18 protein-coding genes are annotated in these 22,378 nt (G+C 34.5%); 12 read left to right on the forward strand and 6 right to left on the reverse strand.

The window, feature by feature from the left end; all coding sequences use genetic code 11:
- Positions 1 to 55: 55 nt before the first annotated feature.
- Positions 56 to 1,444, forward strand: a complete 1,389-nt coding sequence (gene glmM / locus ACWA1F_RS12935; protein WP_456894141.1) for a phosphoglucosamine mutase — start codon at positions 56 to 58, stop codon at positions 1,442 to 1,444.
- A 66-nt stretch (positions 1,445 to 1,510) separates the two neighbouring features.
- On the opposite strand, the gene ACWA1F_RS12940 is transcribed toward glmM, so the two are convergent.
- Positions 1,511 to 2,383 (reverse strand): lysophospholipid acyltransferase family protein, encoded by an 873-nt coding sequence (locus tag ACWA1F_RS12940; RefSeq protein ID WP_456894143.1) that lies wholly within the window; start codon positions 2,381 to 2,383, stop codon positions 1,511 to 1,513.
- Between the two features lie 112 nt (positions 2,384 to 2,495).
- On the opposite strand from ACWA1F_RS12940, the gene ACWA1F_RS12945 reads away from it, so the two are divergent.
- Together ACWA1F_RS12945 and ACWA1F_RS12950 are read left to right on the forward strand one after the other, a co-directional pair.
- Positions 2,496 to 3,134, forward strand: coding sequence for a rhomboid family intramembrane serine protease (locus tag ACWA1F_RS12945; protein ID WP_456894145.1), 639 nt, complete (start codon positions 2,496 to 2,498; stop codon positions 3,132 to 3,134).
- Between the two features lie 51 nt (positions 3,135 to 3,185).
- Positions 3,186 to 3,875, forward strand: a complete 690-nt coding sequence (locus ACWA1F_RS12950; RefSeq protein ID WP_306160417.1) for an SIMPL domain-containing protein — start codon at positions 3,186 to 3,188, stop codon at positions 3,873 to 3,875.
- Between the two features lie 128 nt (positions 3,876 to 4,003).
- Here ACWA1F_RS12950 and ACWA1F_RS12955 read toward each other — a convergent pair whose 3' ends face one another.
- Positions 4,004 to 5,374, reverse strand: coding sequence for a sensor histidine kinase (locus ACWA1F_RS12955; RefSeq protein ID WP_456894148.1), 1,371 nt, complete (start codon positions 5,372 to 5,374; stop codon positions 4,004 to 4,006).
- Positions 5,375 to 5,682: 308 nt separating this feature from the next.
- Between ACWA1F_RS12955 and ACWA1F_RS12960 the strand changes: the two genes are divergently transcribed.
- The 9 genes from ACWA1F_RS12960 (at position 5,683) to ACWA1F_RS13000 (ending at position 15,055) form a co-directional block, all read left to right on the forward strand.
- A complete protein-coding gene (locus ACWA1F_RS12960; RefSeq protein WP_306160413.1) occupies positions 5,683 to 6,663 on the forward strand; it encodes a YheT family hydrolase in 981 nt (326 codons plus the stop codon).
- 159 nt (positions 6,664 to 6,822) lie between these two features.
- Positions 6,823 to 7,437: a TetR/AcrR family transcriptional regulator gene (locus tag ACWA1F_RS12965; protein ID WP_456894150.1), complete on the forward strand. Its 615-nt coding sequence runs from the start codon at positions 6,823 to 6,825 to the stop codon at positions 7,435 to 7,437.
- Between the two features lie 22 nt (positions 7,438 to 7,459).
- Positions 7,460 to 8,701 carry a TolC family protein gene (locus ACWA1F_RS12970; protein WP_456894152.1) on the forward strand — a complete coding sequence of 414 codons (1,242 nt, stop codon included), beginning with the start codon at positions 7,460 to 7,462 and terminating at the stop codon, positions 8,699 to 8,701.
- Positions 8,702 to 8,712: 11 nt separating this feature from the next.
- Positions 8,713 to 9,615, forward strand: a complete 903-nt coding sequence (locus tag ACWA1F_RS12975) for an HlyD family secretion protein (protein WP_456894154.1) — start codon at positions 8,713 to 8,715, stop codon at positions 9,613 to 9,615.
- Between the two features lie 9 nt (positions 9,616 to 9,624).
- Positions 9,625 to 10,575, forward strand: coding sequence for an ATP-binding cassette domain-containing protein (locus tag ACWA1F_RS12980; protein WP_456894156.1), 951 nt, complete (start codon positions 9,625 to 9,627; stop codon positions 10,573 to 10,575).
- A complete protein-coding gene (locus ACWA1F_RS12985) occupies positions 10,565 to 11,308 on the forward strand; it encodes an ABC transporter ATP-binding protein (protein WP_456894158.1) in 744 nt (247 codons plus the stop codon). The genes ACWA1F_RS12980 and ACWA1F_RS12985 overlap by 11 nt, the downstream gene beginning before the upstream one ends.
- Position 11,309: 1 nt before the next feature.
- Positions 11,310 to 12,416 (forward strand): ABC transporter permease, encoded by a 1,107-nt coding sequence (locus tag ACWA1F_RS12990; protein WP_456894455.1) that lies wholly within the window; start codon positions 11,310 to 11,312, stop codon positions 12,414 to 12,416.
- On the forward strand, positions 12,413 to 13,537 hold the full coding sequence (locus ACWA1F_RS12995; protein ID WP_456894160.1) for an ABC transporter permease: 1,125 nt from the start codon (positions 12,413 to 12,415) through the stop codon (positions 13,535 to 13,537). Before ACWA1F_RS12990 ends, ACWA1F_RS12995 begins: the two co-directional genes overlap by 4 nt.
- Positions 13,538 to 13,657: 120 nt before the next feature.
- Complete coding sequence (locus ACWA1F_RS13000) at positions 13,658 to 15,055, forward strand: DHA2 family efflux MFS transporter permease subunit (RefSeq protein ID WP_456894162.1); 1,398 nt, start codon at positions 13,658 to 13,660, stop codon at positions 15,053 to 15,055.
- Positions 15,056 to 15,057: 2 nt separating this feature from the next.
- On the opposite strand, the gene ACWA1F_RS13005 is transcribed toward ACWA1F_RS13000, so the two are convergent.
- From ACWA1F_RS13005 to ACWA1F_RS13020, 4 genes are all read right to left on the reverse strand, one after another.
- The gene (locus ACWA1F_RS13005) at positions 15,058 to 17,175 is read right to left on the reverse strand and encodes a cation:proton antiporter domain-containing protein (protein ID WP_456894164.1); all 2,118 of its coding nucleotides are present in this window, start codon (positions 17,173 to 17,175) and stop codon (positions 15,058 to 15,060) included.
- 3 nt (positions 17,176 to 17,178) lie between these two features.
- Entirely contained in the window at positions 17,179 to 17,754 is a 576-nt protein-coding gene (locus tag ACWA1F_RS13010) for a hypothetical protein (RefSeq protein WP_456894166.1), read from the reverse strand.
- A 624-nt stretch (positions 17,755 to 18,378) separates the two neighbouring features.
- On the reverse strand, positions 18,379 to 18,744 hold the full coding sequence (locus ACWA1F_RS13015; RefSeq protein WP_456894168.1) for a hypothetical protein: 366 nt from the start codon (positions 18,742 to 18,744) through the stop codon (positions 18,379 to 18,381).
- The gene (locus ACWA1F_RS13020; protein ID WP_456894170.1) at positions 18,744 to 22,373 is read right to left on the reverse strand and encodes a DUF6443 domain-containing protein; all 3,630 of its coding nucleotides are present in this window, start codon (positions 22,371 to 22,373) and stop codon (positions 18,744 to 18,746) included. The genes ACWA1F_RS13015 and ACWA1F_RS13020 overlap by 1 nt, the downstream gene beginning before the upstream one ends.
- Positions 22,374 to 22,378: the final 5 nt, after the last annotated feature.

Consider the following 22,378-nt stretch of genomic DNA (forward strand, 5'->3'; position numbering starts at 1 on the left):
TAAGAATCTCGGCAACTTTTCTATATTTGTAAAAAAATAACCATAACTCACAAAAATGACTTTAATAAAATCTATTTCTGGAATCCGTGGGACGATCGGAGGAAAAGTGGGAGATAATCTAACTCCTGTTGATGCAGTGAAATTTGCGTCGGCGTACGGAACTTTCTTAAAAAATAATATTGCTAAAGATAAATTGACTGTTGTAATTGGCCGTGATGCTAGAATTTCTGGGCCAATGATTCATAATTTAGTTGTAAATACTTTAATTGGTTTAGGAATCGACGTTATCGATCTTGGACTTTCTACAACGCCAACTGTTGAAGTGGCTGTTCCGTTAGAAAAAGCAGACGGTGGAATTATTTTAACTGCTTCTCATAATCCAAAACAATGGAATGCTTTAAAATTATTAAATGCTAAAGGAGAATTCTTAAGCGGAGCTGACGGAGCAAAAATCCTTGAAATTGCAGAAGCAGAAGCTTTTGATTTTTCTGATGTGGATAGTTTAGGAGAAGTGATCTCAAATGACGCTTATATGGATATTCATATCGATGAAGTTTTAAACCTTCCATTGGTTGATATCGAAGCGGTAAAAGCGGCTAAATTTAAGGTCGTAGTTGACGGAGTTAATTCTTCAGGAGGAATTATTATTCCTAAAATATTAAAATTAATGGGCGTTGAAGTAGTAGAATTATACTGCGAACCAAACGGACATTTTCCTCATAATCCAGAACCGTTAAAGGAGCACTTAACAGACATTTCAGAATTAGTTGTAAAAGAAAAAGCTGATTTCGGAATCGTAGTTGATCCAGATGTTGACCGTTTGGCTTTTATTAGCGAAGACGGAGAAATGTTTGGTGAAGAATATACTTTGGTTGCGGTTGCTGATTACGTTTTAAGCAAAACTCCTGGTAATACGGTTTCTAACATGTCATCTTCTCGTGCTTTGCGCGATGTGACAAATACGCATGGCGGAAGCTACGAAGCAAGTGCTGTAGGTGAGGTGAACGTAGTTGAATTAATGAAGAAAAACAATGCTGTTATCGGTGGTGAAGGAAACGGTGGAATTATCTATCCTGAATTGCACTACGGAAGAGATAGTTTGGTAGGTGTGGCATTATTCTTAACGCATTTGGCAAACAAAAAAATGTCTGTTTCTGCTTTGAGAGCTTCTTATCCAGAATATTACATGAGCAAAAATAAAATTGAATTGACGCCACAAATCGATGTTGATGCCATTTTAACTCAAATGACAGAGAAATATAAAAATGAAGATATTTCTACAATTGACGGTGTAAAAATTGATTTTGCTACAGAATGGGTTCATTTAAGAAAATCAAACACAGAGCCAATTATTCGTATTTATACAGAAGCGCCTTCTCAGGAAGCTGCAGATCAATTGGCACTTCGCATTATTGATGAAATTAAAGTAATTGCTGGAATCTAAGATTTTCAGTTTTGAAATAAAAAAAATCCGAAAAACTAAATGTTGTTTTTCGGATTTTTCATTTTATTACTTTACGCGGTGTTTCCATCTTTTGTGCGTCCATAAATAAAATTCGGGCTGTTCTAAAATTTGTTTTTCGACTTCTTTCAGATACATTTCTGTAATTTCAAAATCTTTAAATTCTTTCGGATTATCAGCAAGAGAAAGAAAAGTTGCTTCATAAAAACCTCTTTTTACCTTTTTCACTTTTACCATAATCACGGCCAGATCATATTTTTTTGCCAGCATTTCGGCTCCTGTATGAACAGGAACTTCAACTCCCATGAATTTCATCGAATGAAAAATTCTATCCAATTTTGGAGATTGATCACTTGCTAAACCGTACATGCTTAAAACCCCATTTCGCTGATTTTGAGCCATAGTCGGAATCGCTTTTCTGGTTTCGATCATTTCGGTATTGTATTTAGATCTGATTTTTCGAACCAATTTATCAAAATAAGGATTTGCCAGTTTTTTGTAAACCGCCACTCCCTGAAATCCAAGTTTAGGATTAATCGTTAAAAGCCACTCATAACTTGCATAATGCGAAGCGACAAGAATAACGCTTTTTCCTTTTTTAGCATAATCAAGGACAAGATCGATGTTGGTTACATGAAATCTTCTATCCATTTCTTCAGGAGATATGCTCATTGTTTTTACCATTTCCAAAAACATATCGCACATGTGTTTGTAGAATTTCTTTTCTACGTCTTTTCTTTCTGCATCACTTAAATGCGGTAAAGCAAGTGCCAGATTCTCACGAACTACCTTTTTACGATATCCGATAACTCTGTAAACCAGAAAATAGACAAAATCTGAGAAAAGGTAAAATACGGGAAAAGGAAGTATAGAGATAAGCCAAAGCAAAGGATAGGCTAAAATATAGACAAGAAACTGCATGTAAATTTTTTTTACAAAGATAAATTAAAAATGATTAGCTATTGATATTTTGCTTTCTTGCTAACTTATCTTTAAGAATGATTATATTTACAATTCACAATAATTAGTACTTATGAATATTATTTTAATAGCGATTATCATTGCGAACGTTGTTATTAGTTACAAAGGTTTTAACGATCTTTATTTTTTTAGAAAATACGAATTTCATGTAGGAAGCATTCGTTCAGGAGAGCAAATCAGAATGCTGTCTTCGGGTTTTTTACATGTAGATATGATGCATTTAATTTTTAATATGCTGACATTGTATTTTTTCGCACCCGTAGTTTTAGGCTGGCTTGGCAACTTTTCTTTTATTCTTGTTTATTTTGGAAGTTTAATCTTCGGAAGCCTTTTGACCATGTTATTTCATAAAAACGATTATAGTTATAGAGCTGTCGGAGCTTCTGGCGCTGTAACTGGAGTTTTGTATTCGGCAATACTATTGCAGCCCGACATGATGCTCGGAATCTTTTTTGTCATTCCGATGCCAGCTTATCTTTTCGGAATTTTATATTTATTATACTCAATTTACGGAATGAAGGCTAAAAATGACAATATTGGGCATACAGCACACTTTGGCGGCGCTATAGGCGGTTATTTGATTACTTTAATTAAAGTGCCATCCCTGCTTACAGACCACACATTGATGGTTGTGCTTTTGGCGATTCCGATTTTGATACTTTTCGGAATGGCAAAATTGGGAAAATTGTAATGCTGGCATAACTTTTGGAATGCTTTCTTCAAATATTAAAATGTAACAAAAATGAAAAAACTAGTATTATTTTTAACAATCATGTTTATGACTATGTCTTACGGCCAAGAAATCAAACAAGTACCTCTAATTAATGTTAATGGAGAAGGAAAAGTAAAAGTAGCACCTGATCAGGTTTGTATTTCAGCTTCTGTTGAAACAAAAGGGAATAATGCTAAAGACGTTAAAAAGCAAAACGATGAAAAGATGGATGCTGTTTTAAAATTCATCAAAAAAATGAATATTCCAACAGCAGATTTCAAAACAAAACAAGTAGCTCTTAATCCGCAGTACGATTATGAGAAAAAGAAAACTTCTTATAATGCTACGCAAACAGTAGAAATCGTAGTGAAAGATTTAGCTAAGTACGATGAGTTAATGGAAGGACTAGTTCAGCAAGGTATTAACCGAATTGACAGAGTTTCTTTTGAATCATCTAAATTAGCACAATACCAGTCTGAAGCTAGAAAATTAGCGATGAAAGATGCTAAAACAAAAGCAGAAGAATATGTGTCTGTTTTAGGACAAAAAGTAGGTAAAGCTTTTACAATCTCTGATAATTCTCAGGTTTACCACCCGCAGCCAATGTATGCAGCAATGAGAATGAAAGAAGCAGATTCAATGGGAGCTTCAAACGAAACATTAGCAATTGGCGAAATCGAAATTACAGCAAATGTTAGCGTTAGTTTTGTATTAGATTAAAAGTTTTAAATTCCAATATTAAAAATCCAAATTCCAATTAAAACTGGAGTTTGGATTTTTTTTATTTTAGATTTTAGATTTCGGACTTTAGATTTTTAGATTGGAATTTGGAATTTCTTTATTGGGATTTAAATAAGTTTCATCGGAAGCGTAAACCTAAAAATACTTCCTTTTCCTTCTTCACTTTCTACCCAAATTTCTCCTTCATGAATATTGATGAACTCTTTGCAAAGCAGAAGTCCAAGTCCGCTTCCTAATTCGTTTTCTGTTCCTTTTTGCAGCACCTTTCCGTTAATTTTGAATAGTTTTTCTTTAATATAATCAGGAACTCCGATTCCGTTATCTTTAATTGAGATTTCGACTTTCTGATTGGTTTTGGTGAGCTTTACTTTAATATCGCCGTTTTTGTCTGTAAATTTAATGGCATTACTGAGCAGATTGCGCAAAACTGTACTGATCATATTTTTATCCACTTCGGCTTCAATTAGATAAGCCGATTCAAACGAGATATTGATGTTTTTATTTAAAGCTACGTTCTTGCTCAATTCAATATTTTCCTCAATTAAAGCATTCAAAAGTGTCTTTTTTGGATTGAAAGTAATCATTCCCGTTTGCACTCTCGACCAGTCTAAGAGATTTTCAAGCAATTTGTAAATATTCTTATTCGAGTCGTGCAGCATTTCTGATATTTCTTTAATTTCTTCTCTGCTGTATTGGTCGATATTTTCGAGCAAAATTTCAGAAAGAGAAACAGACGATCCTAGTGGCCCTCGCAAGTCGTGAGAAATGATAGAAAAAAACTGGTTTTTATCGTTTAGAAGCTTTTTTATCTTGTGATCCTGCTTTTCTTTCACCAAAAGTAAAAAGCCCACAATTCCGATTAAAGTCAATAGAAACAGACAAATGCTGTACAAACTATCGAAAGTGTCTTTAGAAATAATAAGATCTTGAGGATATAAATAGCGGTGAATTGTTCGTATGGCAATTAAAATTTCAAAACCCATATAACACAAAACATAAAAAGTCTTGAAAAAGCTTTTTTGCTTTTCTGTAAAATAAGCTATCGTCGGCAATAAATAAATGGCAAATATGCCAATTCCGCCAATTATGACGCGCGTATTCATCGATGCGTCAAAAAGCGTTGCAATATTAAAAATTAGTATTGCCACTGCAGTAACGGCGATTTGAAATCGATAATGCCTTTTTGCATGCGATTTAATTAAGGAAAGCATGGCGATTGTCTCAAAACAGCAAGCGCCGAAAATCATAGAATTTGAAATGTTGATAGAAACAAAATCTGGAATAAGGCCTCGCATAAGCGCCATAATCCATGCGACAGTAAGTATCAATTTACCCAAGCCAAACCATCTTAACGTTTTTCTGTTATCGCTAGTGGCATACGAAAAAGAAAAACTGAAAATAAGAATGCAGGTAAATAAATTGCCCCAAAAGTAAAGTAGAAATATAGTTTTTGGATCTACTGGTAAGAGTTCGAACATTTACAGGATTTTGCTTTTTAAAAATCTATTTTACAAATATACGAATAAAGTAAACATTCAAGCCAGAGTTGGCGGGACGAGCGCGAGATTCTAGCATATTTAACAATTTGTTTTCTTTGAAATGGTCTGAAGCATTTATACCATTTTTATAAATTAACTGCAGTTTAAGGTTTAAATTAATCTGTTATATTTTGAATACATTTTGATTCTAAATTCTTTCATAAATTATAAAAAATAGAAAGAAAGAATTAAATTACATATTAAATGATTTCTTAGATTTGTATATAAGTACCACAAAAACTTCTGTTATGCCACTAATTGAACAATCAGAATATAATTCTCCTTCTATTATTCATCGCAACAGGCATGTTTCTACCATTTATGCTGCCTTGATTAAAAGGTTTGAAGTTCCTGAATATAAAAGAGAAAAGCATGAGTTAAGTGACGGTGATTTTATCAACATCGATTACATTATAAACGATCCGAAAAAAGCGGTTATTTTATGCCACGGTTTAGAAGGCGATTCGCGAAGAACGTACAACAATAGCTGCGCGGCCTATTTTCAGCAGAAAGGTTTTTCGGTTTTTGCTTGGAACAATCGTACTTGCGGAGGAGAAATGAACCGTCTGCCAAGATTGTATCATCATGGCGCTGTTGACGATTTGGATGAAGTAGTTCAGTTTGTTCTTCAAAAAGGAGCGGAGGATATTTATCTTATCGGATATTCTATGGGCGGCGTTCAGTTGCTCAATTATCTAGGCTGGACAAAAATTGATGAACGAATAAAAGCTGCAGTTTCTATTTCTGTGCCAACTCACATCGCGACCAGTGCCGAAGTGCTAAAGCAAGGTTTTAACAGAGTTTATCTAAAGAATTTTACCATTGACATCAAGAAAAAGCTGAAATACAAAGCGGCGCAATTTCCAGATTTCATTAACCGCGATCAGATTGACAAAATTACATCTTTTGATGAAGTAGATCAGTATTTTACAGCGCCTTTGCATGGTTTTGCCAGTAAAGACGATTATTACCATCGCGTTTCTCCAGAGTTTTCATTAAAAGATATTACAACACCAGTTTTAATCATCAATTCGCTCGACGATCCTTTTTTGGGCGAAAGATGTTACCCAAGATCCATTGCTGAAAACAGTGCATTTGTTTATTTAGAAACTCCAAAATATGGTGGGCATTGTGCGTTTCCGCTTCGCAATTCAACGTATTCTTATGCCGAGAAAAGAGCTTTTGAGTTTTTCGAATCTTTCAAGTCAGATCATACTTTGATCCATTAATTTCATTTCGTTTCAAAAATTATTTAAGGTTGAAAAAATGCCTTGAAATTTTTGATAATGTCGAATTAATCAAAATTTTTAATCATTTGATTAAAAAATATGTTTAACGTATTAAAAAATGATTTACATTTGTTGGTAAATGATTAAAATAGATTTTAAATGTCTGAAAATAAAGATGCTACGACTGAAGAAAAAATAAAAACAGCAGCCAAAACAGTTTTTTATAAAAAGGGTTTTTCCGCAACCAGAACTAGAGATATTGCAGAAGAAGCAGGTTTGAATTTGGCTTTGCTGAACTATTATTTTAGAAGCAAAGCAAAACTTTTTGAAATTATAATGACCGAAACCTTATCGGGCTTTATCGGCAGCATGAAAATAATTTTTGATGATGAAAAAACTTCTTTAGAACAAAAAGTAGCCATTATTGCAGAACGATATATCGATTTTATTGGTACCGAACCAGAAATTCCGATTTTTATTCTAACCGAAGTTCGAAATAATCCTGAAGGTCTTTTGAAAAAACTGCCCATTAAAGAAATCGTGCTTGACTCTGTTTTTATCAAACAATTTCAACAAGCCGTTCAAAATAAGAAAATAGCAGAACCTAATCCGTTGCACTTTATAATGAATCTTATGGGATTGATTGTGTTTCCGTTCATTGCAAAACCGATTATTATGGGAAGCAGAAATTTGCAAGCTTCTCAATTTCATGATTTAATGCAAGAGCGTAAGAAAAAAATCCCAATATGGATTAATATGATGTTTGCTGTCTAATATTAACTAGATTAATTTATTTATGATGAGAAAATTGTATTTAAAATATATCGGAATTTTGTTCTTTGCTTCGGCTCAAGCACAGACATTCACAATTGATCAGAGTTATAAAATGGCTGTCGAAAATTATCCTTTGATCAAACAATATGAACTGATTGAAAAAAGCAAAGAATATACTTTAAGTAATGCCAATAAAGCGTATCTACCTCAAATTAGTTTGACTGCGATAGAAGGATATGTTTTTGGAGATTTTCCAACAATGGGAAGTTCTGGAAACGACAGTAAATTCAAGTTCATCGGTTTAGGGCAGATCAATCAGACCATTTGGGATGGAGGGGCTACCAAAACACAAAAAAAGATTGCAGAGGCATCTTCAAACACCGAAAAAGCTTCTGTTGATGTTTCGCTTTACGATCTGCGTTCAAGAGTCAATCAGCTTTATTTTGGGATATTGCTTATTGATGAACAGTTGAAACAATTGCAAATTCAAAATACGATCCTTTCTAACAATATTGATAAAGTTAAAAAACTTCATGAAAATGGTTTAGCGTACAAAACAGATGTTGACGAAATGAAAGCCGAACAGCTTAATCTCAGCCGACAGAAAAAAGATTTTGAATACACTAAATCAGGCTATCAAACCATGCTCTCTTATTTGATAGGAAAAAATATCAGTCAAGAAAAATTAGAAAAACCTTTTAATTCTATCGGTCTCGATACCGTAATCAAACGCCCAGAACTACAGCTTTTTGCTAGTCAACGAAATCTGGTAAACGCACAATCTGATATGCAGAAAGTGAGTTTGATGCCTAAAGTAGGCTTGCTTGGCGCAGGTGTAGTTTTGGCGCCTGGAATTAATTTGGGAACTCAGAAAATTTCTACCATTGGCGTTGCTGGATTAAGCGTCGGCTGGGATATAAAAGGATTATATAAAAATTCAAACGAAAAAAATCTGACACAGCAGGAATTGAAGAAAATAGAAGTTCAAGAAGAAACATTTCTATTTAACACCCGATTTCAGATGAATCAAAAAACGGCAGATATTGAGAGACAAAAAGCGATTTTAATAGACGATGATGCTATTGTAAAACTTCGCCAGACCATTCGCGAAGGCTATCAGCTCAAATACGACACTGGAGCAGGACCGTTAATAGATTTGCTGAATGCGGCAGAAAAAGAAGGAAATGCGCGTGCAGAAAAGGCATTGCACGAAATTCAATTACTAATGGCAGAATACGAGTATCAAACAATCAAAGGAAATTAACTCTATATATTATGAAAAAGATCAAGCTTTTATATTTTCTTATCCCAATGATTTTCATGTTTTCGTGCAAAGACACCGAAAATGATTTTGATGCTTCTGGTTCTTTTGAGGCTGTAGAAACGATTATGTCAGCAGAAGCAAATGGCCAAATTTTACAACTGAATGTAGAAGAAGGCCAGCAATTGGAAGCGGGACAAAAAGTTGGGTTTATAGACAGTACACAATTGACTATCAGTAAAATGCAATTGCGCCAAAACGAAAAAGCAATTCTAAGTGGCAGACCGCAAATAAATGTTCAGACTGAAAGCTTAAAGAGACAGCTGGATAACGCAATTTTGGATCGAAATAGAACAGAAAAATTGGTAAAGGGCGGAGTAGCTTCGCAAAAGCAATTGGATGATGTAAATTCTAAAGTTGCGGCTTTACAAGCTCAGATCAAAGCACAGGAAAGTTCGCTGGAAACTACAACCGAAAACTTGAAACAGCAGGGAAATACGGTTGGAGTTCAGCTAAAAGGAATTGAAGACCAATTGAGTAAAAGTATTATTGTCAATCCGATTAAGGGAACTGTGCTGGCAAAATACGCAGAACAATATGAAATGGCAGTAATAGGAAAACCATTGTACAAAATTGCGAATCTTGAAACTTTAGATCTACGGGCTTATATTACAGGAACGCAGTTGCCACAAGTTAAAATTGGACAGCTGGTTAAAGTGCGTATTGATGAGGGTGAGAAGAAGTATAAAGAATATCAAGGTACAATTGCTTGGATTTCTAATAAATCTGAGTTTTCTCCAAAAACAATTCCGACGAAAGACGAACGTGCCAATTTGGTTTATGCCATTAAAGTAAGGGTTAAAAATGACGGCTATTTGAAAATAGGAATGTACGGAGAAGTTCTTTGGTCAAAATAAAACACCGCTATGGCATCAGTTACGCTAAAAAATATTACTAAAAAGTATGGTGATTTTGTCGCCGTAGATGACGTTTCTTTTGAGGTGCAGAAAGGAGAGCTTTTTGGTTTAATAGGTCCAGATGGTGCAGGAAAAACTTCGATTTTCAGAATCTTAACCACATTACTGCTTCCCGATGGCGGAACGGCTTCTGTTGAAGGTCATGATGTGGTAAATGAGTTTCAGGAAATTAGGAATAAAGTGGGCTATATGCCTGGGAAATTCTCCTTATATCAGGATTTAACCGTAAAAGAAAATCTAGAGTTTTTCGCCACTATTTTTGGTACTACGATTGAGGGAAATTACGAATTAATCAAAGATATTTACGATCAGATAAAACCTTTTAACGACAGGCGCGCGGGGAAACTTTCGGGCGGAATGAAGCAGAAACTGGCTTTGTGCTGTGCTTTAATTCATAAACCTGAAATTTTATTTTTGGATGAACCCACTACTGGAGTTGATGTAGTTTCTCGAAGCGAATTTTGGGAAATGCTGGCTAAACTCAAAAAACAAGATATTACCATCGTGGTTTCGACTCCCTATATGGATGAAGCCAAATTATGCGACCGAATTGCGCTGATTCAAAGCGGAAAAATAATGACAGTCGACACGCCTGATGAAATCATAAAAAGTTTTCCAAAACCGCTTTTTGCTGTAAAAGCAGCTAATATTTATAAGCTTTTGCAAAATCTTAGAACCGAAAAAGAAATTGAGAATTCGGATGCTTTTGGAGAATTTATTCACCTTACGCTTGTGTCTGAAGAAGCAGATTTGGAAAGAGTTAAAACGATTATTCAAAAATACAATCCAGAGAATTTAGAACTAAAAAAAATAGAACCCACGATCGAAGATAGTTTTATTCGTCTTATGCGCGAACAGGATAATTCAGATGAACCAAAAGAATTGCTGCATGGAAAATAAAGTTATTATTTGTAAAGATTTGACCAAACAGTTTGGCGATTTCAAGGCGGTTGACAGCATTAGTTTTGAGGTGGGCGAAGGTGAAATTTTTGGTTTTTTAGGTGCCAATGGAGCAGGAAAAACCACCGCAATGCGAATTCTCTGCGGCCTTTCTTATCCGTCTTCGGGACAAGCTACTGTTGCAGGATTTGATGTTTACAGACAGCAGGAAAAAATTAAGAAGAATATTGGTTATATGAGTCAGAAGTTTTCGCTTTATGATAACCTGACGATTTTGGAAAATATCGAATTCTTTGCCGGTGTTTATGGCGTTTCTCGACCTGAAATTAAAGAAAGAAGCAACGATCTGATTTCGACTTTAGGTTTGCAAAAAGAAGCTAAAAAACTCGTTGGCGGACTGCCTTTGGGATGGAAACAGAAATTAGCTTTTTCTGTTGCCGTATTCCATCGTCCGAAAATTGTTTTTCTGGATGAGCCAACTGGCGGCGTAGACCCGATAACGCGACGACAGTTTTGGGAAATGATTTATGAAGCGGCAGCCAGCGGAATTACCGTATTTGTAACGACGCATTATATGGATGAAGCCGAATATTGTGATCGAATCAGTATTATGGTCGACGGGCGGGTAGACGCGATAGATTCTCCGACTGCGTTAAAAAAACGTTTCAATGCCGCTTCTATGGATGAGGTTTTTTATGAACTGGCTCGAAATGCCAAAAGAACATCAGATTAGTATGAAAAAATTACTGGCTTTTATTCGAAAAGAATTTTATCATGTCTTTAGAGATCGGCGAACACTGTTGATTCTCTTTGGACTTCCTGGGGTGCAGATTATTCTTTTTGGTTTTGCCTTGAGCAGTGAAGTCAAAAATATCGGAATTGCCATTCAGGATAATTCACATGATATTTATACAGAAAAAATTATACGAAAGATAGAATCAAGCTCTTATTTTAAGGTTGAAAATCCGATTTTAAATTATAAGGATATTGAAAATAGATTTAAGGACGGAAGCATTAAATGTGCTGTCATTTTTCCGTCCAATTTTGGCTCTGATCTGCAGCGTCTCGGCGGAGCAAAAATTCAAGTCATTGCCGATGCATCTGATCCAAATACGGCAACAATTGTTATGAATTATCTAAATGTAATTGTTCGCGATTATCAGCAAGAATTAAACCCGTCCGTTGGATTAAATTATCAGATTGTTCCAGAGTTAAGACAGCTTTATAACGAAGAACAGAACGGTTCGCTTAATTTTATTCCCGGCGTGATTGCTTTGATTTTTATGATTGTGAGCACAGCGCTGACTTCTGTCGCTGTAGTGCGCGAAAAAGAATTGGGGACAATGGAAATTCTGCTCGTATCGCCTTTTAAGCCTATAATGGTATTAATTGCAAAGGCAATTCCGTATTTAGTGCTTTCCGTAATTAATTTCATTCTGATTATTTTACTTTCAGTCTATTTTCTTGATGTTGAGATTAAAGGAAGTTTTGTGCTTCTTTTTGCAGAAAGCATTTTATTTATTATTACCTGTCTTTCTCTCGGCTTGCTGATTTCAAATGTTACGGCTTCACAGCAAACCGCAATGCTGATTTCGATGATGGGAATGATGCTGCCAACATTACTGCTTACAGGATTTATGTTTCCGTTAGAAAATATGCCGTGGATATTTCAAGCCATTTCTCATTTAATTCCGTCGCACTATTATTATATTATCGTAAAAGCCGTTATGCTCAAAGGTTTAGGTTTTTCGTATATCTGGAAAGAAACGCTTATTTTGGTTGGAATGACGATTTTGCTGCTGGTTATTTCTTTGAAAAAATTTAAAATCAGATTGTCATGAAAGTGCTGCGTTTTATATTACAGAAGGAATTTCGCCAGATCTTTAGAGACAAAACCATATTGGCTATGATGTTTTTTGTTCCCATTTTTCAGCTCATTATTTTGCCTTTGGCTGCCAATTTTGAAGTGAAAAGTGTAAACATTGTTTATGTAGATAATGACCACAGTTCGTATTCTCAAAAACTAATTAATAAAATCGGTTCTTCAGGATATTTTCATATTGCAGGAACTCCAGCTTCTTATCTGGAAGGTTTGAAATTTATTGAAAGAGGGGATGCCGACTTAATTCTGGAAATTCCGTCAGGTTTTGAACGAAATCTGGTGAGAGAAGGTAGTCAGAAAGTCAATATTGCTGCAGATGCCATCAACGGAACGAAATCGAATATTGGAAATGCGTATTTAAACGTTGTGCTGGCAGATTTCAGTTCTGACCTTGATATTCGATATAAATTACCGCAACAATCAGCTTCAGCTTCTCCTTCATTAATTACGTTGAACAGCACAAACTGGTACAATCCGAGAGCAGAATATAAATATTATATGGTTCCAGGTATTTTGGTATTGCTGCTTACTTTGATTGGCGGATTTATTACGGCATTAAATATTGTAAAAGAAAAAGAAATCGGCACGATTGAACAGATAAATGTAACGCCAATTCAAAAATGGCAGTTTATTTTAGGCAAACTCATTCCTTTTTGGATTGTTGGAATGATGGTTTTTACCATTGGACTTATCGTTATGTATTTGATTTACGGAATATTTCCGCTTGGAAGTCTCTTCGTTTTATATCTGTTTGCAGGAGTTTATTTAATAGCCTTATTAGGTTTGGGACTTTTGATTTCAACATTTGCCGATACACAATTGCAGGCCATGTTTATTGCTTTTTTCTTTATGATGATATTCATGCTTATGAGCGGTTTCTTTACAAGTACTGACAGTATGCCAAATTGGGCAAGAACCATTTCAGAATTTACGCCTGTTACGCATTTCATTAAAGTGGTTCGGCTTATTGTTTTAAAAGGAAGTGGCTTGCATGAAGTGGGAAGAGAGCTTCTGTACTTGTGTATTTTTGCTGTTGTATTGAATGCTTTAGCAATTTATAACTATAGAAAAACAAGCTGATGATTATTTATATTATAAGTATTGGCGCCAATTAAAATTACGAGCTCGTTGTAGGCATTAATTTCTTTTTTTATTAATTTACATCACCTTAAAAAACAAGCTTTTCTATAAAACTAAAAGATGGTGAATAACAAAGAAGAGAAAAAAGAACAAAGCGCTGTATATCTGCTTCCTTGGGTTACGGCAATTGCTATGTTTATACAATCATTGGATGGGACGATTCTCAATACTTCACTGCCATCAATAGCTAGAGATATGGGATATTCTCCAACCGAAATGAATTCGGTTATTGTAACTTATACACTTACGTTGGCAATGTTTATTCCGCTCTCGGGTTGGCTCGCTGATAAATTTGGCACAAGAACCATGTTTATGATTGCTGTCTTTTTGTTTATTATGGGATCTTTATTTTGTGCGCTTTCTGTTGATTTAAGAACTTTTAATATGGCGCGTGTTTTACAGGCAGTTGGAGCTTCGATGATGGTGCCGATTGCACGATTGGCTATTTTGTATCAATATCCAAAAAGTGAATTACTGAAAACAATGAATTTTATAACCTTATTTGGATTATTAGGAATGGTAGCAGGGCCAAGTTTAGGAGGTTTCCTTTCTGATAATCTGAGCTGGCATTGGATATTTTTGGTAAATATACCAATTGGTCTTATCGGAATTTCCATGGCGTATCGGGTTATGCCTAATTTTAAACATGCAGTTGGGAGGTTCGATTTTAGGGGATTAATGTATTTTAGCTTAGCGCTGATTTCTATTACTTTGGTTTTAGAACTTATAGGGAGCGGTCGAACACATATGATCGTAATTTTAGGTTTATTGTTTCTATCGGGCTTGCTTTCTCTCTTCTACTATATTCATTATAAAAGAACCGAAAAACCTATAATCGATCTACGTCTTTTAAATATAAGAACCTTAAAAATAGGGCTGATAGGAAGTTTGATTACGAGATTAGGAATAGGAGGACTGCCCTTGCTGTTGCCACTGATGTTGCAGACAAGTTTTGGTTACTCGGCTTCTGTATCAGGATTATTGTTGCTCCCTTCTGCCTTGTCAAATGTGGCTGTGAAACCTTTTATGGTGCATATTATAAAATTTTTTGGGTACCGAACAGTTTTGATAAGTAATACTATATTGCTGGGAATTATATTAATTATTTTGGGATTTGTAACACGAGAAACTCCGCTTGGCTATTATATTTTGCTGATGATTTTCTACGGAATTTTTACTTCTATACAAATGTCTGCAATGAATACTATCACACTTTCAGATCTGGATCAAGATACAGCAAGTGGAGGAAATACAATGCTTGTTATTATGCAGCAGCTTTCGGTAAGTTTTGGAGTTTCTGTAGCCAGCCTTTCGCTTTCTCTATTTCAGACAGGTATTTTCGAGTTGGATACAGCCAAAGCATTTGAATACACTTTTATTACATTGGCTGTTTTTACTATTTTTTCAAGTTTTACCTTTTCAAAACTGACTAAGACAGATGGACAAGGGTATGTGTGATTTTATTTAAAAATCCTTCCAATAATTTTTCCAATTTCAGCAAAATCATCGACGTTGCTAACCGCTCTTTTTTCGGTTGTATTTTCAAGAGTTTTTGAAAAAGGAAAAATCAGCAAGTAGTTATTATTACTTAAATTTTTATTCAACAATTCTGGTACTTCACGCATCTGTGGGAAATATGAATGCATTCCTCTGTCTGCCATAAGTATAATAAGCCCTTCATCTTGTTTCAAATTGTAGGCAGCATTTTCGGCTTCCGACCAGCTTTTCACCACATTAAATTCCCCTTCAATATCTGCTTTTTTGGCAATTCGAGTTAAAATTTGCATGGTTCGATCATTTCCATAAAAACTGATTATAGCTCCTGAATTACGTCCAATATTCCAAATTTTAAGCATCGAATGAAAAAAACCGGCATCTTTTTCTGCTTCAGAAGGAATCAGTACAATATATTTTTTGATAGTGCCAATAGGCTGTACGCCATGGTATACCAATAGATTGATGTTTTTATTGTGAAGATATCCATTATAAAGATTATAGATAAATGAAGCAGAAAAGCCTTTATTTTCTTCCAAACCGATTATTAAGTCTGTGATATTATGTTCTTTTATGGCATTATTGATTCCGCGCACCACATCCGTATCATGACGTGTGATGGCATTGAGTTTTACATCTGCAGCCGAAGCAGTGTTTACAGCATCGCCCAATATTTTTTCAGCATTTTTTACTGAGGATTCATTCGCATCTTCATTAATAATATTGATGCCAAAGAGCTGTTTGTTTTTGCTTGTTTTAACCATCATTCCAAGATTAACCATCTTTTCTACTGTATCTTTATGATTAAGGGCAAGAAGTATATTCTCAGTCTCTTCATTATTTCCGGATACCGTATTGTCATTATCGGCCTGTGCAATACGCTGTGCGCTTGCCATCGAAACAAAAGAAGAAACCGTACAAGAAACGAGTATAAGAAGAATACTGCCGTTAAGAACATGTTCATTTAAAAGTCTTAGCGGTTCTCCAGTGGCTGTTTCACCAATAATAATATTATACCCAACCATTACAGAGGCAAGGGTAGCAGCAGCCGATGCCGAACTCAGTCCAAAGATAAGCTGTCCTTCATCATTGGTAAGTTTGAAAGTCTTTTTGGTTAAATAGGCCGCCACATATTTACCGCCGATAGAAGCAATAAGCATTATTGTAGCAACACCAAGTGTTTCCCAACTTTGAATAAAAGCATTAAAATCGATTAGCATTCCTACACTAATTAGAAAGAACGGAATAAAAATAGCATTACCTACAAATTCTACACGATTCATCAATGATGAGGTATGCGGTATAAGCCTGTTAAGAGCAAGACCAGCAAAAAAGGCTCCAATAATGGCTTCAATACCCGCAAGTTCTGCAAGAAGTGCCGCGAGATAAATCATTACAATCACAAAAATATATTGCGATATTTTGTCTGATACATTCTTGAAAAACCAACGCGCAATAATCGGAAACACCAACAGAACAATTAAGGTGAATAAAACCATTGAAATTGATAATTTCAGCCAGAATGCTGTCCCAACTTCTCCTTGTGACATTCCGACCACGACTGCCAAGACAAGAAGCGAAAGAACATCTGTAATCATTGTTCCGCCTACAGTAACATTTACGGCAAGGTTTTTAGAAATTCCCATACTGCTTATCATTGGATAAACGACTAGAGTGTGGGAAGAAAAAAGACTTGCGAAAAGTACCGAAGTAAGCAGAGAAAAATTCAGAATGTAATAACCGCCTAAAAAACCGAGTATAAATGGCGCTGCAAAAGTGTAAATAGAGAAAGTGATGCTTTTCCATTTGTTTTTCTTAAAATCGCCCATATCAATTTCGAGACCAGCCAGAAACATAATGTACAATAAACCCGTAGTTCCCGTAACTACAATGCTGCTGTCTCTAGAAAGCACGCCAAATCCGTTTGGACCAATTAAAGCACCAGCAATAATAAGTCCGAGAAGATGGGGAACTTTAATTTTATTAAGCAGTAAAGGTATGCATAATATGATAATAAGTTCTATTAGAAATTTTAATAAAGGATCCTCTATTGGAAGTGTGATATGGTGTATACTAAGAAACATTCGTTATTTTTTTTGGATAGGAGTTAGTTCAACCGAAAATACTGCTTTACAGTTGTCCTGTCCAGTTATAGTTTGCGTACCTTTTATGACATTCTTTTTAATATCATTGAGCATAATATTAAATTTGGATGAGTTTTTGAAGGTACTGTCTTTTACTGATTCTAATAGTATTTTTTCAGGACTGTATTGTGCTTTAAATACGCGGATAAGTTTGTTATTGTTGAGTACATTGGCATAAATTCCAGTAGAATCGGAAGTGAATTTCCAAGTTTCGCTGCGCTGGTCACCAATAACATAATTACTGCAATTAGATTCTCTGCAGACCATTTTGCTGTTCCAATCTTGTGCGAGATTCTCTGGCCAATTTTTAATTTCAGTAATCGTGTCTTTGGTTTGTACTAATGCCGAGAGACTGTCTCTCATTTTCAATAAAGATTCATATTCAGCTTCTTTGTCTGCAAACTGCTGTTCGCGATGTAAAAGCTCGTTTTCTCTTTTGGAGAGTTCCTGCTCTTTTTTGTTGTTACACGAAAAAAGCAGAAGGGCTAAAACAATAAGAATGGGCTTTTGTAAAGACATATTTTTTGGTTTGGTATTTACAAGTTAAGAAAAAAATGAGATAAAAGCTAATGTGGCTTGGAATCTTTGGGGTTGTGATTAGAAAAGTAACAATAAAAAAATGTGAAGTTTACAGAGATATTTGTGCTGTTTTTAAGTTGAACATTTTGCAGAGCGTAGGCATTCTTTCAAAAAAATGTTAACCTCTTAAATGCACAAAACCCCGCCATTGGCAGGATTTTGACTAGTATTTATTCGATTCCTTTTTGTCGATTTTTTTTGCGTTCACGAGAAAGCTACTTGCACCAGCAGGGTGTCTCGTCCTAAAAGATGAAACTATGCTTTTTTTTTGTGCAAAAATGCCAGAGACATTTTTTCAATTAAATATATAAGGAGGGCATTTCCGCAGAAAAAAAACAAACATTTAAAACCTCGCCGTTTTTGGCGAGGTTTCTTGTTTTTTTATGGTTACTCTTTGTCGATGCTCTCTGCGGGCACGGAAAGAATTTCCGCGCTATCGTTGCGCATATCTGAGCGATCGGGTAATAAATCGCTTAAAAAGACAAAAGCCACTCCGTTATAGAATGGCTTTTGTGTTTTTGATTCTCTTTACGTTCACGAGTGGGACGCTCGCGCCAGCAGGGGCTATTTACTTCTTAGATAGCAATCCTTTTTTCTTCCAGCCTTATTTATAATAAAAAGCTTATTCCCTTTTATTAAATATTTATCCACTCCATTCATATCAGAATTTTTAATTTTTGGGCTTAAACTATCCTTAGATTCATTAAAAAATTCCGAAGTTAAAATTAAAGTATCAGAGTTCACTTTCCACTTTCCTATTATTTCTTTATCATAATATCTAAAATTATAAATAAAACTTTTATCTAAATTTAGCCTTAAGCTAACTTCAGATTTCCCATAGAGTGTACAGGTGCTAAAATAAGTATTTGTCTTTATTGATTTACAACAAATAAATAAAGCTAAAAGTAAAAATATAAGTATTTTTTTCATTATCTTCTTCTATAATAAGTTCTTCCATCAATTCTAAAGGCATGTCCAATTCTATTTGCAATATTTTGTAAATGTTGTTGTTGATTTGGTGAACCAATTGTACTACTGGTTGGTTGTACATTGTTAAAATTATATGGACCAGTAGGAATTCCCGAATATTCAGCAGGCAAATTATTTGCACTATAATTATTTTTATCTCCAAAAAGCGCACCTCGTTGGTAGGCTTCAACTTCATCATTTTTATCGTAAAATAAATTTGTATAAGGCACTCCAGATAATGCAGGACCTATACTATAATTACCAGTTTCAAATTGAAAAGCATGTTTAAGCTCATGTGCAAATAATCCTAAAGAAGTACCACTTGACACAGAAATATCTATATTCCCATTTGCAAAATTAAAACTTGTACTATTAGTTGTTGATGTATTTCCTATTGCATCTGATTGAGTGCCATTTGAATCTTCTATTACGTTATAAACCTGACTAGATGCTGCTAATGTTGCAGTTTCTCCTCTCGTTGTTTCTAATTCAGCATTGTTTGTTGTAAGCGAATTAATATTTCTATTCCATCTAGCTATTTCCCTATCACTACCTCCGTTTGAAATTTTAGATTGATAATCTGCAATACTTCTATTGTTTTTTTCTTGTCTAGAATTTATATCTGCTATCAATCTATTAACCCATCGCCATGCGCTTTCAGTAAATTCATTACCATCAATATCTAAATTAAGTACAGGGTTGTTTCCTGCATAATGATAAGGCGAAGTCGAAACATATTTTTCTGCCAAATTATCAATGTTCATCCAACGTCCTAAAGCAGAGTCGTAATTTCTCCAACCATAATCATACATGTTAAGTCCTAGCTCGTCTTGGAGCTCTTTATTGTTGTACTTATACTTTTGAGCAGTTGAATTTCCAAGATTATTAAAAGTTTCTAAATGCGATTTTTGTTTTAAACCGAATGGGTAATAATTATTTTCTTCAACAATGCTTAAACTTTTATTATAACTTAGTCTAATATTTCCTAAATGGTCTTTGTACTGATAAATGTACTCATAAACTCCCGAATTACTATGAACATATCCTTCTGGATGTGCAAAAAACTGCAAGTTACCATTTTCATATTGAAAGCCTCCAGCGTAATCTGTGATAATACCATTTACTACTTTCCTTTGTTTTACTCCCATTGCATCGTAAGTGTAATCAATATTACTTCCTTGAATGCTAATCTGATTAGGCAGATTTAAGTAATTGTATGAAATATTAGTAATAGCTTTGTTGGCATCAGTTTTTATATTATCATTGATATCATAACTATAATCGTTATTAGTGCCACTAGATCCGTTATTGAATCCTTGACTATTATTAGAACTATCTTCTACTTTCAGAAGTCTATTACCGTTATCATAAGTATAACTCAAATTGTCTATGATGCCATAGCTTGGTGTATTTAATATGGTATTTCCATTTCTAAACATTGTTAAGATGTTTCCATTTTTATCATAAGATGTTTTTTCGTTATAACGGTCTAAATTGTCTTTAGCATCTATTAAACGGTTAAGGGCATCATAGCTATATTGATAACTTTTTAAGCTTGGATCGGTATTACCCGTTCTCCATAGAGTTTGACTTATATTACCATTATATAAGGGGTTTCCAGCTGATGGGACATTATAGTTTATTTGAAAGGCAAATAGATCTGTTCCCATGTTATTAATTTCATTAATACTTTTGAGCCATCCTCGCACATTGTATTTATAATTAATAGTTTGTACCCCACCAACAACTTTTGTAATTAATTGGCCTAAATTATCATAGGTGTTAGAGGCAATTGTTTCTTCTGCTTGACTGTTAATTTTTTGCTTTTGCGTTAATAAACGTCCTGTATGATCGTAAGTAAAATTATCAATTATTTGAATTGTCGCATTACTGCCTTTTTTATGGGTAGTAGTTGCCGTTGTAGTTTTTCCAATAAAATCTAATGTTGATTTTATAGTATTGCTAGCATCAAGAAAATTGTTTCTATTGTATGTATAAGTATTTCTTCCTTTTGCATCAAAGTAGCTAACAGAGGTAGTCCATGTGGAAGTTCCTAAAACACGTGCTTTTGTACAAACTGGTAATCCTTTTGGTGCTGTATTATATAATTCAATAGGTGTAGCGCCGTCTAAATCAATATCATTATAATGATCATAGTAGGTAATTGTCATAAGGTCTATACCATTTTTTGGAAAAGCATTATTGGAATAAAAGATGTTCACACTATTAATATTTAATGGTGATGATGTTCTATTTTCAAATACGAATGCACTTCCATTGGCTAACCCTTGTATGAGACTACGTGAAGTTTCGGAATTATTTACATATTCGCCAGTGTATATAGGTCTTCCAAAGGCATCATATTTGGTAAAGATCCATTTATTCGTTGATTTTAATATTGCGTCTTGTGTTAAAATCGGTCTATTCAGTTTATCATAGACTATATATTCCCAGCCTTTTCCTGGAAGTTTTTTTTCTACAGGACGGTTCTTACTGTCATATTTATACTGATAGCACAAATCATTGAGGATGTTTTCATTACTGTTTACAATTATAGCGCTAAAGGTGCTGCCTGCTTGGGCATGAAAACCTTTAGTAGGATCATTTGGATCAGGTGCTAAAACTATTGTATTACTAGCTATTAAGTGTAATGGACTTTGTGAAGTAACGGTTGCAGTAGAGGTTACATTGGCTTGAATATTTGTTGCCGTAGAAAAAAGATCTGCAGCTTTTGGTGGAATCACATAAGTTAGGTTGCCGTAAATGTCATAAACATAATAAGTGTCGTGGGGTACCTCTGAAGATATAATTTGTCCATTATCATCTTTGTAATCAGTATAGCTCCTCTTTAAGATGATACGTCCTTCTTTATCTTTAAATTCTTCGGTAGTATTATTTTTTCCTGAACTCCAGTTTTCATCTTTAGTTATATTCTTATATAATTGTAAATTGTTATAAGTTCCCTGAAGTTCAATATTTGGAATTTCTTTATTGCCATTAAAAAAAGATACCACAAAACGTTTTACATTATCATTTGTGACGTCATTTGCATAATATTCGAATTTAATATTATGATCTCCATCCCAAAACTTATTTAGAACCCAAGAGGCACCTGGTGCACTTTGTTTCCTTACTCTGCTTAAAGGAGAAGCTTCAGAATACTTTTCAGAGAAAGCATTACCCAGTCTTCCGTATGGGCTTGTAAAATCATCAGGAAACTTATTGGCATAAAATTCATCTAGTTCGTAGATATCTCCATAATAATCTGCTATAAGACTAGATTCAAAATTAAAACTACTAGAAGTACGAGCATAAGGAAGGTATTGTCTTTTCTCTCTTCCAAAATAGTCATATGCAAAAGGAGTAATAATATCCTCTTTTTGACCTCCTGCTTGCTTATCAATACGTTGCCAAGGACGTCCTAAACCATCAAAATAAGTGATTGTCTCTTTTTTTTGATCGGCAGAAACACTTCCGCTAGTTGTTTGTACTTGATATGTTGTGCTTTTAATATAATTTTTTGTTGTTGTTTGAGCTAAAACCATTAATGGTACTAATATAGCTGAAACAAGATATATTTTCTTTTTCATATCCA

Source organism: Flavobacterium erigeronis (assembly GCF_054075165.1).

What these genes read in the sequence shown, in the direction of transcription:
- glmM (WP_456894141.1), top strand. Translation starts at nt 56, where the DNA reads ATGACTTTAATAAAATCTATTTCTGGAATCCGTGGGACGATCGGAGGA.
- ACWA1F_RS12940 (WP_456894143.1), bottom strand. Translation starts at nt 2,383, where the DNA reads ATGCAGTTTCTTGTCTATATTTTAGCCTATCCTTTGCTTTGGCTTATC.
- ACWA1F_RS12945 (WP_456894145.1), top strand. Translation starts at nt 2,496, where the DNA reads ATGAATATTATTTTAATAGCGATTATCATTGCGAACGTTGTTATTAGT.
- ACWA1F_RS12950 (WP_306160417.1), top strand. Translation starts at nt 3,186, where the DNA reads ATGAAAAAACTAGTATTATTTTTAACAATCATGTTTATGACTATGTCT.
- ACWA1F_RS12955 (WP_456894148.1), bottom strand. Translation starts at nt 5,374, where the DNA reads ATGTTCGAACTCTTACCAGTAGATCCAAAAACTATATTTCTACTTTAC.
- ACWA1F_RS12960 (WP_306160413.1), top strand. Translation starts at nt 5,683, where the DNA reads ATGCCACTAATTGAACAATCAGAATATAATTCTCCTTCTATTATTCAT.
- ACWA1F_RS12965 (WP_456894150.1), top strand. Translation starts at nt 6,823, where the DNA reads ATGTCTGAAAATAAAGATGCTACGACTGAAGAAAAAATAAAAACAGCA.
- ACWA1F_RS12970 (WP_456894152.1), top strand. Translation starts at nt 7,460, where the DNA reads ATGATGAGAAAATTGTATTTAAAATATATCGGAATTTTGTTCTTTGCT.
- ACWA1F_RS12975 (WP_456894154.1), top strand. Translation starts at nt 8,713, where the DNA reads ATGAAAAAGATCAAGCTTTTATATTTTCTTATCCCAATGATTTTCATG.
- ACWA1F_RS12980 (WP_456894156.1), top strand. Translation starts at nt 9,625, where the DNA reads ATGGCATCAGTTACGCTAAAAAATATTACTAAAAAGTATGGTGATTTT.
- ACWA1F_RS12985 (WP_456894158.1), top strand. Translation starts at nt 10,565, where the DNA reads ATGGAAAATAAAGTTATTATTTGTAAAGATTTGACCAAACAGTTTGGC.
- ACWA1F_RS12990 (WP_456894455.1), top strand. Translation starts at nt 11,310, where the DNA reads ATGAAAAAATTACTGGCTTTTATTCGAAAAGAATTTTATCATGTCTTT.
- ACWA1F_RS12995 (WP_456894160.1), top strand. Translation starts at nt 12,413, where the DNA reads ATGAAAGTGCTGCGTTTTATATTACAGAAGGAATTTCGCCAGATCTTT.
- ACWA1F_RS13000 (WP_456894162.1), top strand. Translation starts at nt 13,658, where the DNA reads ATGGTGAATAACAAAGAAGAGAAAAAAGAACAAAGCGCTGTATATCTG.
- ACWA1F_RS13005 (WP_456894164.1), bottom strand. Translation starts at nt 17,175, where the DNA reads ATGTTTCTTAGTATACACCATATCACACTTCCAATAGAGGATCCTTTA.
- ACWA1F_RS13010 (WP_456894166.1), bottom strand. Translation starts at nt 17,754, where the DNA reads ATGTCTTTACAAAAGCCCATTCTTATTGTTTTAGCCCTTCTGCTTTTT.
- ACWA1F_RS13015 (WP_456894168.1), bottom strand. Translation starts at nt 18,744, where the DNA reads ATGAAAAAAATACTTATATTTTTACTTTTAGCTTTATTTATTTGTTGT.
- ACWA1F_RS13020 (WP_456894170.1), bottom strand. Translation starts at nt 22,373, where the DNA reads ATGAAAAAGAAAATATATCTTGTTTCAGCTATATTAGTACCATTAATG.